The 15,947-nt window shown below is 61.5% G+C and carries 11 protein-coding genes; 8 read left to right on the top strand and 3 right to left on the bottom strand.

Features of this window, described 5'->3' with window-relative positions; all coding sequences use genetic code 11:
• Positions 1-213: 213 nt before the first annotated feature.
• The 6 genes from lepA (at position 214) to pdxJ (ending at position 6,294) form a co-directional block, all read left to right on the top strand.
• Positions 214-2,013 carry a translation elongation factor 4 gene (gene lepA / locus AAIS01_RS01905; protein ID WP_060740809.1) on the top strand — a complete coding sequence of 600 codons (1,800 nt, stop codon included), beginning with the start codon at positions 214-216 and terminating at the stop codon, positions 2,011-2,013.
• A 5-nt stretch (positions 2,014-2,018) separates the two neighbouring features.
• On the top strand, positions 2,019-2,873 hold the full coding sequence (gene lepB / locus AAIS01_RS01900) for a signal peptidase I (protein WP_343467555.1): 855 nt from the start codon (positions 2,019-2,021) through the stop codon (positions 2,871-2,873).
• 184 nt (positions 2,874-3,057) lie between these two features.
• Entirely contained in the window at positions 3,058-3,747 is a 690-nt protein-coding gene (gene rnc, locus AAIS01_RS01895) for a ribonuclease III (RefSeq protein WP_003178372.1), read from the top strand.
• Entirely contained in the window at positions 3,740-4,642 is a 903-nt protein-coding gene (era, locus tag AAIS01_RS01890; RefSeq protein ID WP_343467554.1) for a GTPase Era, read from the top strand. Before rnc ends, era begins: the two co-directional genes overlap by 8 nt.
• A gap of 167 nt (positions 4,643-4,809) precedes the next feature.
• On the top strand, positions 4,810-5,499 hold the full coding sequence (recO, locus tag AAIS01_RS01885) for a DNA repair protein RecO (RefSeq protein WP_343467553.1): 690 nt from the start codon (positions 4,810-4,812) through the stop codon (positions 5,497-5,499).
• A 51-nt stretch (positions 5,500-5,550) separates the two neighbouring features.
• Positions 5,551-6,294 (top strand): pyridoxine 5'-phosphate synthase, encoded by a 744-nt coding sequence (gene pdxJ, locus AAIS01_RS01880; RefSeq protein ID WP_343467552.1) that lies wholly within the window; start codon positions 5,551-5,553, stop codon positions 6,292-6,294.
• Between the two features lie 124 nt (positions 6,295-6,418).
• Here the strand turns inward: pdxJ and mltF are convergent, their stop codons facing one another.
• Positions 6,419-7,879, bottom strand: a complete 1,461-nt coding sequence (gene mltF, locus AAIS01_RS01875) for a membrane-bound lytic murein transglycosylase MltF (RefSeq protein WP_343467551.1) — start codon at positions 7,877-7,879, stop codon at positions 6,419-6,421.
• Between the two features lie 286 nt (positions 7,880-8,165).
• On the opposite strand from mltF, the gene purL reads away from it, so the two are divergent.
• Together purL and AAIS01_RS01865 are read left to right on the top strand one after the other, a co-directional pair.
• Positions 8,166-12,062 (top strand): phosphoribosylformylglycinamidine synthase, encoded by a 3,897-nt coding sequence (purL, locus tag AAIS01_RS01870; RefSeq protein WP_343467550.1) that lies wholly within the window; start codon positions 8,166-8,168, stop codon positions 12,060-12,062.
• Between the two features lie 4 nt (positions 12,063-12,066).
• Positions 12,067-12,378, top strand: a complete 312-nt coding sequence (locus AAIS01_RS01865) for a YqfO family protein (RefSeq protein ID WP_343467549.1) — start codon at positions 12,067-12,069, stop codon at positions 12,376-12,378.
• Between the two features lie 251 nt (positions 12,379-12,629).
• Here the strand turns inward: AAIS01_RS01865 and AAIS01_RS01860 are convergent, their stop codons facing one another.
• Both AAIS01_RS01860 and nagE read right to left on the bottom strand, forming a co-directional pair.
• Complete coding sequence (locus AAIS01_RS01860) at positions 12,630-13,718, bottom strand: scabin-related ADP-ribosyltransferase (RefSeq protein ID WP_343467548.1); 1,089 nt, start codon at positions 13,716-13,718, stop codon at positions 12,630-12,632.
• A 506-nt stretch (positions 13,719-14,224) separates the two neighbouring features.
• The gene (nagE, locus tag AAIS01_RS01855) at positions 14,225-15,940 is read right to left on the bottom strand and encodes an N-acetylglucosamine-specific PTS transporter subunit IIBC (protein ID WP_343467547.1); all 1,716 of its coding nucleotides are present in this window, start codon (positions 15,938-15,940) and stop codon (positions 14,225-14,227) included.
• Positions 15,941-15,947: the final 7 nt, after the last annotated feature.

The raw sequence follows: 15,947 nt of genomic DNA, 5'->3' as shown, positions 1-15,947 counted from the left end.
GGCGAGCAGGCTTCTGTGGCGAGGGGATTTATCCCCGTGGGGCTGCGCAGCAGTCCCCGCATCCTCTCTGGCGCATCACCATGGCTGAGAGGTGGAGGGCTGCTTCGCAGCCCCACGGGGATAAATCCCCTCGCCACAATGGCGTCTGTATCAGGTACAATTCCCGGCTATTTTTCGGCGGGCCATGCCTGCAGCCTTTTTGAGTGTTGATCCGTGAGTGATTTGAGTCATATCCGCAATTTCTCCATCATCGCCCACATTGACCATGGCAAGTCGACGCTGGCTGATCGCTTCATCCAGATGTGCGGCGGCCTGGCCGAGCGTGAAATGGAAGCCCAGGTCCTGGATTCCATGGACCTGGAGCGTGAACGCGGGATCACCATCAAGGCCCACAGCGTTACGCTTTACTACAAGGCCCGCGACGGCGTCACCTATCAGCTGAACTTCATCGATACCCCGGGCCACGTCGACTTCACCTATGAAGTCAGCCGGTCGCTGGCGGCCTGTGAAGGTGCGTTGCTGGTGGTCGATGCCGGCCAGGGCGTCGAAGCGCAATCGGTTGCCAACTGCTACACGGCCATCGAGCAGGGCCTGGAAGTCATGCCGGTGCTGAACAAGATCGACCTGCCCCAGGCTGATCCAGACCGGGTGAAGGAAGAAATCGAAAAAATCATCGGCATCGATGCCACCGACGCGGTCACGTGCAGCGCCAAGACCGGCCTGGGCGTGGACGAAGTGCTCGAGCGCCTGGTGACCACTATTCCCGCGCCGACCGGCAATATCGAAGATCCGCTGCAAGCGTTGATCATTGATTCCTGGTTCGACAACTATCTGGGCGTGGTCTCCCTGGTTCGCGTGCGCCACGGCCGCGTCAAGAAGGGTGACAAGATCCTGGTCAAATCCACCGGCAAGATTCACCTGGTGGACAGCGTCGGTGTCTTCAACCCGAAACACACCGCCACCGTAGACCTGAAGGCCGGTGAGGTGGGCTTCATCATCGCCGGTATCAAGGACATTCACGGTGCGCCGGTCGGTGACACCCTGACCTTGAGTTCCACCCCCGATGTCGACGTGCTGCCCGGCTTCAAGCGTATCCAGCCCCAGGTCTACGCCGGCCTGTTTCCGGTCAGCTCCGACGACTTCGAGGATTTCCGCGAAGCCCTGCAAAAGCTCACCCTGAACGACTCATCCCTGCAATACACGCCGGAAAGCTCCGATGCGCTGGGCTTTGGTTTCCGTTGCGGGTTCCTCGGCATGCTCCACATGGAAATCATCCAGGAGCGCCTGGAGCGCGAGTACGACCTGGACCTGATCACCACGGCGCCGACGGTAATCTTCGAGCTGCTGCTCAAGAACGGCGAAACCCTCTACGTCGACAACCCGTCCAAGCTGCCGGACCTGTCGGCCATCGAGGACATGCGCGAGCCGATCGTGCGGGCCAACATCCTTGTGCCTCAGGAGCACCTGGGTAACGTCATTACCCTGTGTATCGAGAAACGTGGCGTACAACACGACATGCTGTTCCTCGGCACCCAGGTCCAGGTGACCTACGACCTGCCGATGAACGAAGTGGTGCTGGACTTCTTCGATCGCCTGAAATCCACCAGTCGCGGCTATGCTTCGCTGGACTATCATTTCGATCGTTACCAATCGGCTAATCTGGTGAAGCTGGATGTGCTGATCAACGGTGAGAAGGTCGATGCCCTGGCATTGATCGTGCACCGTGACAACGCGCACTACAAAGGTCGTGCATTGACCGAGAAGATGAAGGAACTGATTCCGCGGCAGATGTTCGATGTGGCAATCCAGGCCGCCATTGGCGGGCAGATTGTGGCGCGTACAACCGTCAAGGCGCTCAGAAAGAACGTATTGGCCAAATGCTATGGCGGTGACGTCAGCCGTAAGCGCAAGCTGTTGGAAAAGCAGAAGGCCGGTAAAAAACGCATGAAGCAGGTCGGTAACGTGGAAATTCCACAGGAAGCCTTCCTTGCGGTGCTCAGGTTGGATAGTTAGGTCCTATGTCGCTAAATTTCCCGCTGTTGCTGGTTATCGCCGTGTTCGTCTGCGGCCTGTTGGCGTTGCTTGATCTGTTGTTCCTGGCGCCGCGGCGCCGGGCTGCCATCGCCTCTTATCAGGGCAGCGTCAGCCAGCCTGATGGTGTGGTGGTCGAAAAACTCAACAAGGAACCGCTGCTGGTCGAATACGGCAAGTCGTTCTTTCCGGTGTTGTTCATCGTACTGGTGCTGCGCTCGTTCCTGGTGGAACCGTTCCAGATCCCGTCCGGCTCGATGAAACCGACCCTGGACGTGGGCGACTTCATCCTGGTGAACAAGTTCTCCTACGGGATCCGCTTGCCGGTGATCGACAAGAAGGTCATTGAAGTCAGTGACCCGCAGCGCGGCGATGTCATGGTGTTCCGCTTTCCGAGCGATCCGAGCGTCAACTACATCAAGCGTGTGGTCGGCTTGCCGGGGGACAAGATTCGCTACAGCGCCGACAAGCGCCTGTTCGTCAACGGCGAGCTGGTGGCCGAGCAATTGATAGGCTCCGAGCCGGGTACGCTGGGTAGCGCTGAGCTCTATCAGGAAAGACTCGGCGAGGCCGAACACCTGATCCGCAAGGAAATGAGCCGCTACCGCGCTGCGCCGGACCGTTCGTGGACCGTGCCGGCCGGGCACTATTTCATGATGGGCGACAACCGCGACAACTCCAACGACAGCCGGTACTGGGATGATCCGAACATTCCCAAGGACATGCTGGGCATGGTCCCCGACCGTAATATCGTCGGCAAGGCCTTTGCGGTCTGGATGAGCTGGCCGGAACCCAAACTCAGTCACCTGCCGAATTTCTCGCGGGTTGGCCTGATCAAGTAATCACACACGGCGCTGTTGAACACAGCGCCGAATGCATTTCTGGAGCCTGTACAGGGCTGCCTGAAGGCATGAAGCCAACGATAGTCAGGACGTCATTTTTGAACACAGCGTTAATTGTCCCAAGCCAACGGCGCTTCGCGGCCGTGGTGGTGGAATCCAGCCACGAACTCAGCGTGGGTAAACCGTGAGCGTTTCTCTAAGCCGTCTCGAGCGTCAGCTCGGCTACACTTTCAAGGATCAGGAGCTGATGCTTCTGGCGCTCACTCACCGCAGTTTTGCCGGGCGCAACAACGAACGCCTGGAATTCCTGGGTGATGCCATCCTCAACTTCGTGGCTGGCGAGGCGTTGTTCGAACGCTTCCCGCTGGCTCGGGAAGGCCAGTTGTCGCGGTTGCGCGCGCGCTTGGTCAAAGGCGAGACCCTGGCCGTGCTGGCCCGCGGGTTCGACCTGGGTGATTACCTGCGCCTGGGCTCCGGTGAATTGAAGAGCGGCGGTTTCCGTCGTGAGTCCATTCTGGCCGACGCCCTGGAGGCGCTGATTGGCGCGATCTACCTGGACGCCGGCATGGAAATGGCGCGCGAGCGCGTGCTGGCCTGGCTGACCTCGGAGATCGACAGCCTGACGCTGGTGGACACCAACAAGGACCCGAAAACCCGTTTGCAGGAATTCCTGCAGTCGCGCAGTTGCGAGTTGCCGCGTTACGAAGTGGTGGATATCCAGGGCGAGCCGCATTGCCGAACCTTCTTCGTCGAATGCGAAGTGGTCTTATTGAATGAAAAAAGCCGGGGTCAGGGTGTGAGTCGTCGTATTGCCGAACAGGTAGCGGCCGCCGCAGCACTGATTGCCCTGGGCGTGGAGAATGGCAATGACTGATACAACCGTCACCCGCTGCGGCTATGTCGCCATTGTCGGTCGGCCTAACGTGGGCAAGTCCACGCTGCTCAATCATATTCTGGGTCAGAAGCTGGCGATCACTTCCCGCAAGCCCCAGACCACCCGCCACAACATGCTGGGTATCAAAACCGAAGGCTCCGTACAGGCGATCTACGTCGATACCCCCGGCATGCACAAGGGCGGCGAAAAAGCGCTGAACCGCTACATGAACAAGACGGCTTCGGCGGCGCTGAAAGACGTCGACGTGGTGATTTTTGTAGTCGACCGCACCAAGTGGACCGAAGAAGACCAGATGGTCCTCGAACGCGTCCAGTACGTGACCGGTCCGTTGATTGTGGCGCTGAACAAGACCGACCGCATCGAAGACAAGGCTGAGCTGATGCCGCACCTGAGCTGGTTGCAGGAGCAGCTGCCCAACGCCCAGATCATGCCCATCTCGGCCCAGCACGGTCACAATCTCGATGCGCTGGAGCGAGTGATCGCCGAGCACCTGCCGGAAAACGATCACTTCTTCCCCGAAGACCAGATCACCGACCGCAGCAGCCGCTTCCTGGCCGCCGAACTGGTGCGCGAGAAGATCATGCGCCAGATGGGCGCCGAGCTACCGTACCAGATCACGGTGGAAATCGAAGAATTCAAGCAGCAGGGCAAGACCCTGCACATCCATGCGCTGATCCTCGTCGAACGTGACGGCCAGAAGAAAATCATCATTGGCGACAAGGGCGAGCGTATCAAGCGCATCGGCACCGAGGCGCGCAAGGACATGGAGCTGCTGTTCGACTCCAAGATCATGCTCAACCTGTGGGTCAAGGTGAAGGGCGGCTGGTCCGATGACGAGCGGGCGCTACGGTCGTTGGGTTACGGCGACCTGTAACCCGTCGGCGGTACACCACGGACCTTGTGGGAGCGGGCTTGCTCGCGAATGCGTCCTGTCAGTCGACATCATTGTTAACTGGCACACCGTATTCGCGAGCAAGCCCGCTCCCACATTGGTTTTGGGCCGTTTATAAAATTGTGCTCCGTGAGCGAGACTTCATTTCCATGCCGCCAACCCAACCCACCGCCCAACCCGCCTACGTCCTGCACTCGCGCGCCTACCGCGAAAGCAGTGCCTTGGTGGACTTTCTCACGCCCCAGGGGCGGTTGCGGGCGGTGTTGCGTGGGGCCCGGGGCAAGGCCGGGACGCTGGCCCGGCCGTTCGTGCCGCTGGAGGTGGAATTGCGGGGGCGGGGCGAGCTCAAGAATGTCGGGCGCATGGAAAGCAACGGTGTGGCGGCCTGGCTTAACGGCGAGGCGTTGTTCAGTGGCCTGTATCTCAATGAGCTGCTGATTCGCCTGCTGCCCGCCGAAGACCCCCATCCTGCGGTGTTCGATCACTACGCCGCCACGCTATCGGCCCTGGCCGAAGGTCGTCCTCTGGAACCGCTGTTGCGTTCCTTCGAATGGCGGCTACTGGACGATCTAGGCTACGGCTTTGCCCTGAACACCGACCTGCACGGCGAGCCCATCGCCGCGAATGGTCTGTATCGCCTGCAGGTGGATGCAGGCCTGGAACAGGTCTACCTGCTGCAACCCGGCTTGTTCAACGGCACCGAACTTCTGGCCATGGCCGAGGCCGACTGGAGTGCGCCGGGCGCGCTCTCGGCGGCCAAGCGTCTGATGCGCCAGGCTTTGGCGGTTCATTTGGGCGGTCGGCCGCTGGTCAGTCGCGAGCTGTTTCGCAAGCCTTGATCAACCCGTATGCTGTGGGCCGAATCTCTGTCCATCTCAGGAGCGCTTTTCGTGAGCACCAGCAATCGCATTCTTCTCGGCGTGAACATCGACCATGTCGCCACCCTGCGCCAAGCCCGCGGTACCCGCTACCCGGATCCGGTCAAGGCCGCGCTGGACGCTGAAGAGGCAGGCGCCGACGGCATCACCGTGCACCTGCGAGAAGATCGCCGTCACATCCAGGAGCGCGACGTACTGCTGCTCAAGGACGTGCTGCAAACGCGCATGAACTTCGAAATGGGCGTGACTGAAGAAATGATGGCGTTCGCCGAGCACATCCGCCCGGCGCACATCTGCCTGGTGCCGGAAACGCGCCAGGAACTGACCACCGAAGGTGGCCTGGACGTGGCGGGGCAGGAAGCGCGGATCAGCCTGGCGGTGGAGCGACTGTCGAAGATCGGTGCTGAAGTGTCACTGTTCATTGACGCCGACGAACGGCAGATCGAGGCCTCCAAACGTGTGGGCGCGCCGGCCATCGAACTGCACACCGGCCGTTATGCCGACGCGCAAACGCCCACGGACGTGGCCGATGAGTTGCAGCGAGTGGCCGATGGCGTCAGCTTCGGTCTGGCCCAGGGCCTGATCGTCAACGCCGGCCATGGCTTGCATTACCACAACGTCGAAGCCGTCGCGGCGATCAAGGGTATCAACGAACTGAACATCGGCCATGCACTGGTGGCCCATGCGTTGTTTGTCGGGTTCAAGTCGGCGGTTGCTGAGATGAAAGCGCTGATCCTGGCTGCTGCCAAGTCCTGACCCCCCACAAAACTAATGTGGGAGCGGGCTTGCTCGCGAAAGCGGTCTCTCAGTTAACGACTATGTCGGCTGACCTACCGCATTCGCGAGCAAGCCCGCTCCCACAGGGAATTGATGTCTGGCGTCAGAGCGGCGGGGTTTCCGGATTCGGCTTGCTCTTGTCGACACCCGGCACATGCAGGTTACCCTCGGCCACCTGGTCGCCTTCGAGCTGCGGCTGTGTGACCCAGGTCAGGATGTCGTAGTAGCGACGGATGTTCGCCACGAAATGCACCGGTTCACCGCCCCGGGCGTAGCCGTAGCGGGTTTTGCTGTACCACTTCTTCTGGGAGAGGCGCGGCAGGATCTTTTTCACATCCAGCCACTTGTTCGGATTCAACCCTTCCTTGGCCGCCAGTTTTCGAGCGTCGTCCAGGTGACCGCCGCCCACATTATAGGCCGCGAGGGCGAACCAGGTGCGGTCCGGCTCCTCGATGCTGTCGTCCAGCAGGCCCTTTATATAGGCCAGGTACTTGGCGCCACCCATGATGCTCTGCTTCGGATCCAGGCGATTGGACACGCCCATGGCCTGGGCGGTGTTCTGGGTCAGCATCATCAGGCCGCGCACACCGGTCTTGGACGTGACGGTCGGCTGCCACAGTGATTCCTGGTAACCGATGGCCGCCAGCAGGCGCCAGTCGACTTTTTCAGCCTTGGCGTAATTCTTGAAATGCTTCTCGTACTTGGGCAGACGCTGCTGCAAGTGCTGGGCGAAGGTGTAGGCGCCGACATAACCCAGGACATCGACGTGGCCGTAGTAGCGGTCCTTCAGGCGTTGCAGGGTGCCATTCTTCTGCACTTTGTCCAGGTAGGCGTTGATTTCATTGAGCAGACTGTTGTCTTCACCGGGGGCCACGGCCCAGCTCTGGTCGCTGGCATCGCCCAGATCGAAAGCGACCCGCACGTTGGGGAAGTACACCTGGTTCATGGCCACTTCGTTGGAGTCCACCAGCGTCAGGTCGATCTGGCCTTCATCCACCATGCGCAGCAGGTCGACGACTTCTACCGCGTCGGACTCTTCGTATTCGATGCCGGGGTATTTCTGTTTCAACTGCGCCAGTTGTTCGGCGTGGGTGCTGCCCTTGAGCACCATGATCTTCTTGCCCGCCAGGGCGGCCGGGTCGGTGGGGCGCGACTGGCCGTTGCGGTAGATGATTTGCGGGGTGACTTCGAGGTAGGAACGGGAGAAGCGCACCTGGCTCTTGCGTTTTTCGCTGCTGACCAGGCCGGCGGCGGCCAGAACCGGGCCGTTGGGCTTGCCCAACTGAGTGAAAAGGTCGTCGAGGTTGTCGGCGGTTTCGATTTTCAGCTCCACCCCCAAATCGTCGGCGAAACGCTTCACCAGCTCGTATTCGAAGCCGGTTTCACCGTTGCGATCCTGGAAGTAGGTGGCAGGGCTGTTTCGGGTAACCACCCGCAGCACGCCATCCTCCTTCACGCGCTCAAGTGTGTTGGGTTTCTCAACACAACCACTGAGCACCAGGAAGAGTCCGGTTGCGATCAGCCACTTGGCGTATCGCGGACGCAAAGCCGTTGGGGAAAACATCTGCGCAGTATACGCAAACGGCCCCGACCGCCATATCTCGACAGCAGAAGGCCAGTCTGCTAGCAGTTGCAAAACATGTCCGCAACACAGGCGGGCCGGGGTGTGCCGTGTTTTGCCCCGATGAAAAATATCTCGGTACGACCGTGCAAACGGGGGCCGGGAGAGCTGTTCCAGCAAAGACCGACATTCGGCCAGCATCGTACGTGCCGTTTCGGGTGCCGTCGCCAGCGGTTTAGGCTAGAATGCACGGCCTCAAAGCACACCCCTTCCCGAGGCTGTCCCGAAGATGTTGATCCTGCGCGGCGCTCCTGCCCTTTCTGCCTTTCGCCACAGCAAACTCCTTGAACAACTGAGCCAGAAGGTTCCGGCTGTCAGTGGCTTGTATGCTGAATTCGCTCACTTCGCCGAAGTCACCGGCGGTTTGACCGGCGACGAACAGCAGGTGCTCGCGCGCCTTCTGAAGTACGGTCCCAGTGTTCCCGTCCAGGAGCCGACCGGTCGCCTGTTCCTGGTGCTGCCACGTTTCGGCACCATTTCGCCGTGGTCGAGCAAGGCCAGCGATATCGCCCGCAACTGCGGCCTGGCGAAAATCCAGCGCCTGGAGCGCGGCATTGCCTTTTATGTCGCCGGTGAGTTCAGCGAGGCCGAGGCCCAACTGATCGCCGAGGGTCTGCATGACCGCATGACCCAGATCGTCCTGGGCAACCTGGAGCAGGCCGCGGGCCTGTTCAGCCATGCCGAGCCAAAACCGCTGACCGCCATCGATGTGCTGGGCGGCGGCCGCGCCGCGCTGGAAAAAGCCAACGCCGAACTGGGTCTGGCCCTGGCCGAAGACGAGATCGATTACCTGGTCAACGCCTTCCAGGGCTTGAAGCGCAACCCCCACGACATCGAACTGATGATGTTCGCCCAGGCCAACTCCGAGCACTGCCGGCACAAGATCTTCAACGCCAGTTGGGACATTGACGGGCAGAGCCAGGAAAAAAGCCTGTTCGGCATGATCAAGAACACCTATCAGATGCACAACGAAGGTGTGCTGTCGGCCTACAAGGACAACGCCGCGGTGATCGTCGGCAACGTTGCCGGTCGCTTCTACCCGAACCCCGAGACTCGCCAGTACGGTGCGGTCCAGGAGCCGGTGCACATCCTGATGAAGGTCGAGACCCACAACCACCCGACCGCCATTGCCCCGTTCCCGGGCGCGTCCACCGGTTCCGGTGGCGAGATCCGCGACGAAGGCGCTACCGGTCGCGGTGCCAAGCCCAAAGCCGGCCTGACCGGTTTCACCGTGTCGAACCTGCAGATCCCGGGCTTCGAACAGCCGTGGGAAAAGCCGTACGGCAAGCCCGAGCGCATCGTCAACGCCCTGGACATCATGATCGAAGGTCCTCTTGGGGGCGCAGCGTTCAACAACGAATTCGGCCGTCCGGCCCTGACCGGTTACTTCCGTACCTTCGAGCAATCCATCACCACCCCTCGCGGTGAAGAAGTGCGTGGTTACCACAAGCCGATCATGCTTGCCGGCGGCATGGGCAACATCCGCGCCGAACACGTGCAGAAAGGCGAAATCCTGGTCGGCTCCAAGCTGATCGTCCTCGGTGGCCCGGCCATGCTGATCGGCCTGGGTGGCGGCGCCGCTTCCTCCATGGCCACCGGCACCAGTTCGGCGGACCTGGACTTCGCTTCGGTCCAGCGGGAAAACCCGGAAATGGAACGCCGTTGCCAGGAAGTCATCGACCGGTGCTGGCAGTTGGGCGAACACAACCCCATCAGCTTCATCCACGACGTCGGCGCGGGCGGCCTGTCCAACGCCTTCCCTGAATTGGTCAACGACGGTGGCCGTGGTGGCCGCTTCGAACTGCGCAACATTCCGAATGACGAGCCGGGCATGGCCCCGCACGAAATCTGGAGCAACGAATCCCAGGAGCGTTACGTCCTGGCGGTCGGCCCGGCCGACTTCGAGCGTTTCCAGGCCATTTGCGAACGCGAGCGCTGCCCGTTCGCCGTGGTCGGCGAAGCCACCGCCGAGCCGCAACTGACCGTTACCGACAGCCACTTCGGCAACAGCCCGGTGGACATGCCACTGGAAGTGCTGCTGGGCAAGGCCCCGCGCATGCACCGTTCGGCCGTTCGCGAAGCCGAGCTGGGCGATGATTTCGACCCGTCGACGCTCGACGTTGCCGATTCCATCGAGCGCGTCCTGCACCACCCGGCCGTGGCGAGCAAAAGCTTCCTGATCACCATCGGCGACCGCACCATCACCGGCCTCGTGGCCCGTGATCAGATGGTCGGCCCGTGGCAGGTGCCGGTGGCTGACGTGGCCGTGACCGCCACCAGCTTCGACGTCTACACCGGCGAAGCCATGGCCATGGGTGAGCGCACGCCGTTGGCGTTGCTGGACGCTCCGGCGTCGGGCCGCATGGCGATTGGCGAGACCCTGACCAACATCGCGGCCTCGCGCATCGGCAAGATCTCCGACATCAAGCTGTCGGCCAACTGGATGTCCGCCGCCGGTCACCCGGGTGAAGACGCCCGCTTGTACGACACCGTCAAGGCTGTCGGCATGGAGCTGTGCCCTGAGCTGGGCATCACCATTCCAGTGGGCAAGGACTCCATGTCCATGGCCACGCGCTGGAACGATGAAGGCGTGGACAAGAGCGTGACCTCGCCGCTGTCGCTGATCGTCACCGGTTTCGCTCCAGTCACCGACATCCGCCAGACCCTGACCCCGCAACTGCGCATGGACAAGGGCACCACCGACCTGATCCTGATCGACCTGGGCCGTGGCCAGAACCGCATGGGCGCCTCGATCCTCGCCCAGGTGCACGGCAAGCTCGGCTCGCAAGCGCCGGACGTCGATGATGCCGAAGACCTGAAAGCGTTCTTCGCCGTCATCCAGGGCCTCAACGCTGACGGTCACCTGCTGGCCTACCACGACCGTTCCGACGGCGGTTTGCTGACCACCGTGGTGGAAATGGCTTTCGCTGGCCATTGCGGCCTGAGTCTGACCCTCGACAGCGTTGCCGAATCCACGGCTGAAATCCCGGCCATCCTGTTCAACGAAGAACTGGGTGCCGTGATCCAGGTTCGCCAGGACGCCACCCCGGACATCCTTGCCCAGTTCAGCGCAGCCGGCCTGGCCGACTGCGTCTCGGTGATCGGCCAGCCGATCAACAACGCCCACATCAACATCACCTTCAACGGCGACACCGTCTTCGAAGGTCAGCGTCGCCTGTTGCAGCGCCAGTGGGCGGAAACCAGCTACCAGATCCAGCGCCTGCGAGACAACGCCGACTGCGCCGAGCAGGAATTCGACGCACTGCTGGAAGAAGATAACCCGGGCCTGTGCGCCAAGCTCAGCTACGACGTCAACCACGACGTGGCCGCGCCTTACATCAAAAAAGGCATTCGCCCACAAGTGGCGGTGCTACGTGAGCAGGGCGTCAACGGCCAGGTGGAAATGGCGGCGGCGTTCGACCGTGCCGGCTTCAACGCGATCGACGTGCACATGAGCGACATCCTGGCCGGCCGTGTCGACCTGAACGACTTCAAGGGCATGGTCGCCTGCGGCGGTTTCTCCTACGGCGACGTGCTCGGTGCCGGTGAAGGCTGGGCCAAGTCGGCGCTGTTCAACAGCCGTGCCCGCGACGCCTTCCAGGGCTTTTTCGAACGCACCGACAGTTTCACCCTCGGCGTGTGCAACGGTTGCCAGATGATGTCCAACCTGCATGAACTGATCCCGGGCAGCGAGTTCTGGCCGCACTTCGTGCGCAACCGTTCCGAGCAGTTCGAAGCGCGCGTGGCGATGGTCCAGGTGCAGGAGTCGAACTCGATCTTCCTGCAGGGCATGGCCGGTTCGCGCATGCCGATCGCCATCGCCCACGGCGAAGGCCACGCGGAATTCGAAAGCGAAGAAGCCTTGCTCGAAGCCGATCTGTCCGGTTGCGTGTCGCTGCGGTTCGTCGACAACCACGGCAAGGTCACCGAAACCTACCCGGCCAACCCGAACGGCTCGCCGCGCGGGATCACTGGCCTGACCAGCCGCGACGGCCGCGTCACGATCATGATGCCGCACCCGGAGCGGGTATTCCGCGCGGTACAGAACTCGTGGCGTTCGGACGACTGGAACGAAGACGCGCCATGGATGCGCATGTTCCGCAACGCGCGCGTCTGGGTGAACTAAGGCGGTGTACAAGCTCTGCTTCTTCGTCCCGGCCAGCCATGTGGACGTGGTCAAAAGCGCCGTATTCGCTGCCGGCGGCGGGCGAATCGGCGACTATGACCACTGCGCCTGGCAAGTGTTGGGCCTGGGCCAGTTCCGCCCCTTGGACGGCAGCCAGCCGTTCATTGGCGAGGTGGGTCAGGTCGAGCAGGTTGAGGAATGGAGGGTGGAGCTTGTCGTTGCCGATGAGCTGATTCGTGGGGTGGTGAAGGCGCTGAAACACAGCCATCCCTACGAGACACCGGCGTATGAAGTGTGGCGACTGGAGGATTTCTGATCCTTCGCTTCGTCGAATGAGAAACCCGCTGATTGAATCAGCGGGTTTTTTGTTTAAGAGCTAAAACCATGCCCGCCAGCGCAAGCCGATTCCCACATGGGACCTCCAGTGGGCCCGAAATATGTGCTCGACGCCAATCAACTGTAGGAGCGGGCTTGCCCGCGAAGGCGTCGGGTCAGCTTGCATTGATGTTGGATGTACTGGCCTCTTCGCGAGCAAGCCCGCTCCCACGGAGGTTCTTCCTGGCCCCTCTATTGATGTCGGTTTTCGAGGCGGCAGGCTTCTTTTTCGATGCCGATGCATTCGGCCGGTTCGCCCACACCTTTCTCGAACCGGCGGGCATTCATCAATAGCCCACCCTTGATACCGCCGATGAATGCGAAGGCGCCTGGACGGTTGCCGGTGTGCTCCCCTGACAGATCCACCGCCACGCTGTTGGGCCTGACCTCGTACACCCAACCGCCGTTCGCTGCTTCCGTGACCGCCCAGATCTTGGCGTCGCTATAGTCACGAAACGCCACGATGACCGATTGAACGGAAGGAGACTCCGGGCTGCTCGCCCAACGCAAGACCGGTGGTTGCGAGTTTCTGGCCCGTAACCCACTGGCCAGTGCGTCCGCTCCTTGCACAGGGTTGATCCTCGAGGAGCCCACCGCCCAGAGGGGGTCTTTGTTCGTCACCCAGGCCAAGTCTTCTGGTGGGGTGATCTTGCTCCAATCGATGGGCGTCGCCGCGACTTCCAGCATCGTCTCGTGGCCGGAGGGTTCACGGTAGTCCGGGTTGGCGACGCAATCGCTCAGGTCGGTTTTCTTGCAGGCCTGCCTGATAAAGTGCCCTTTGACCCCGCCGGGGTAGCTGATCTCTTCCTCGCCGATAATAGGCCCCCCCGATACCTGTTGGTCGATGCCATGGGGGGCCTTGAACTCGAATACCCATTCATTGGCGAAGCTCTGGGCGATACGCTGGCTGCGCGTCGTACTGCTGTAGACCGAGCGCTGGCCCCCAGCCCCGTGCTTGAACCAGTCGTACATCCATGTGTTCTCGGGGAAGGCCACGGATTTGGGCAGCAGCCCGTCCTGAAAGGCCCCGAGGCCTTGATTGGTGGTGTCGCCCCGATAGAGGGTGTCCAGGTCGGTCCGCCAGCGCAATAAGGGTTGGGTCTTGCGGATGTCCACGCTTGGATCCGCCGTGACCTGCAGCCAGGCTTCGTACCAGGGTTCTTCTTTTCGGTCCTGGGAGACCTGGGTCGCTCCCCACGCGTCATTGCCTGGCTGCCACGCCGCTCCGAGTACCACCACCGCGACAGTCGCCGCCCGTATGAAATCGTTACCTTTATTCATGATCTGGACACCTCAGCTGAAACGAGGACGCCAATCGAATTACATACTTCATTACGACCTATTCTTCGAATTGACAGTTTTTTAGCGATTGCGCGGTTCGAAGGCGCTGTTGGGGTGCGCCTCGGTTCACTGCGTGAGCTTGAGGATAGATGACTGTTTCTGGTTCTGTGGGCGGATCTTGTAACAATTTTCGCCGCGCGATTCCCTGGTGAATACTCAGGCGGTGTTTATCGAGGGCGGCCCGTCTGAAGGATTCGTACCTGTTACTTCTGACAGTAGATAAGTTTTACTCGATGACTTTTAATCGAGGTTTTTTTCAGCAGCTATAAAGCACTTGGTCGTGGGCGAGGGCGCTTGCTCCCACTGGGTTCGTAGGCGCTGCCGAAGGCTCGGGCCGCGTTCGGACGATCTTTTTGATTTTGATCTTTCGTTTGGGATTCAAGTGTCTGGGGAAAGATCGCAGCCTCGTTGCACTCGACAGCTCCTACACAGCTACACAGCGCCTACTAGGCCCCTGCATCGACTTTACGGCCACGGGCCAAGCCGTCCAGTGCCTGCCATAACCTCGGCGCCTTTTCCCCCAGCAGCAGGTGCCAGACGCCATCCTCCAACGGACTCATCCCCTGGCACCCCAACCCTTTGAGCCGGCTTTCCGACAAGCCCTTGTCATCGGCCAGCCGAACCCGTAGCCGGCTCGTCGCCACGCAATCGAGTTGCAGGACGTTGTCCTGGCCCCCGAGGGCGTCCAGCCATTGTTGCGCTTCGGTGCTGGAGAGGGCGGTAGGCGTCGTCGGCGCAGGGGCATTCGGCACCAGCGCGGTGACCGGGCGAATGGAGGAGGGTACGGCCAGGCGGATTTCGTCGGCAATGCTGTCGGCCATCGGGCCCACTACCACCTGCAGGCTCCCGCCGTTACCGGGGCGCACCACGGCCATGGCGCCGAGGGCCTTGAGCTGGGCGTCGGACGCCTTGTTGCGATCCACCATGTCCAGCCGCAAGCGCGTGGTGCAGGCACCGATGGTGATCAGGTTGTCAGCGCCACCCAATGCCTGGATGTAGGCCACGGCCCGCTGGTTTTCGGCGATGGCCGGTTTGTCGCCTGCCGGTACTTCTTCACGCCCCGGAGTCTTCAGGTCGAAGCGGCGGATGCAGAAGTCGAACACCAGGTAATAGATTGCCGCGTAGACCAGGCCCACGGGCAGCACCAACCAGCCGTTGGTGGATTTGCCCCAGCCCAGGATCATGTCGATGAAGCCACCGGAAAAGGTGAAACCCAGGCGGATGTTCAGCCAGTCGGTGATCGCCATCGACAAACCGGTGAGCAAGGCATGCAGCAGGAACAACAACGGGGCGAGGAACATGAAGGCGAATTCCACCGGTTCGGTGACCCCGGTGAGGAATGACGTCAGCGCCATGGACAGCAGGATCCCGCCCATGACCTTGCGCCGCTGGGGCAGGGCATTGCGGTACATCGCCAGGCACGCGGCGGGCAGGCCGAAGAGCATCACCGGAAACATGCCGGCCATGAACTGGCCGCCGTTTGGGTCGCCGGCGAAGTAGCGGGTCAGGTCACCGGTGACCACCGCACCGGTGGCGGGGTCGGTGAAACTGCCGAAGATGAACCAGGCCATGTTATTGAGGATGTGGTGCAGACCGGTGACGATCAGCAGCCGGTTGAACACGCCGAATACGAAGGCGCCGAGACTGCCACTTTCCATCAGCAAGGCGCCGAAATCGTTGATGCCCTGCTGGATCGGCGGCCAGATCAGGCCGAACACCACCCCCAGCCCAACGGCGCTGAAGCCGGTGACAATCGGCACGAAGCGCCGGCCACCAAAGAACGCCAGGTACTCCGGCAGCTTGATGTCCTTGAAGCGGTTATACAGTGCGCCCGCCAGCAGGCCGCTGATGATCCCGGCGAGCATACCCATGTTGATGCTGGCATCGAGTACCTTCAGGGTGGCGATCATCACCAGGTAGCCGATGGCCCCGGCCAACCCCGCCGTACCGTTGTTGTCCCGGGCGAAGCCCACGGCGATGCCGATGGCGAAGATCATCGCCAGGTTGGCGAAAATCGCCTGGCCGGCATCGTGGATGATGGCGATGTTCAAGAGGTCGGTGTCGCCCAGGCGCAGCAACAGGCCGGCGATGGGCAGGATCGCGATGGGCAGCATCAGTGCCCGGCCGAGGCGTTGCAGCCCTTCGATGAAATGCTGGTACATGGCGTCT

The organism is Pseudomonas halotolerans, assembly GCF_039581215.1.
Classification (GTDB): Bacteria; Pseudomonadota; Gammaproteobacteria; order Pseudomonadales; family Pseudomonadaceae; genus Aquipseudomonas; species Aquipseudomonas tehranensis.
This window is presented reverse-complemented; position numbering and strand designations above follow the sequence as displayed.

Coding starts and splice junctions, on each gene's coding strand:
- lepB (WP_343467555.1), top strand. CDS start 2,019: ATGTCGCTAAATTTCCCGCTGTTGCTGGTTATCGCCGTGTTCGTCTGC.
- mltF (WP_343467551.1), bottom strand. CDS start 7,879: ATGTTTTCCCCAACGGCTTTGCGTCCGCGATACGCCAAGTGGCTGATC.
- AAIS01_RS01860 (WP_343467548.1), bottom strand. CDS start 13,718: ATGAATAAAGGTAACGATTTCATACGGGCGGCGACTGTCGCGGTGGTG.
- era (WP_343467554.1), top strand. CDS start 3,740: ATGACTGATACAACCGTCACCCGCTGCGGCTATGTCGCCATTGTCGGT.
- recO (WP_343467553.1), top strand. CDS start 4,810: ATGCCGCCAACCCAACCCACCGCCCAACCCGCCTACGTCCTGCACTCG.
- nagE (WP_343467547.1), bottom strand. CDS start 15,940: ATGTACCAGCATTTCATCGAAGGGCTGCAACGCCTCGGCCGGGCACTG.
- purL (WP_343467550.1), top strand. CDS start 8,166: ATGTTGATCCTGCGCGGCGCTCCTGCCCTTTCTGCCTTTCGCCACAGC.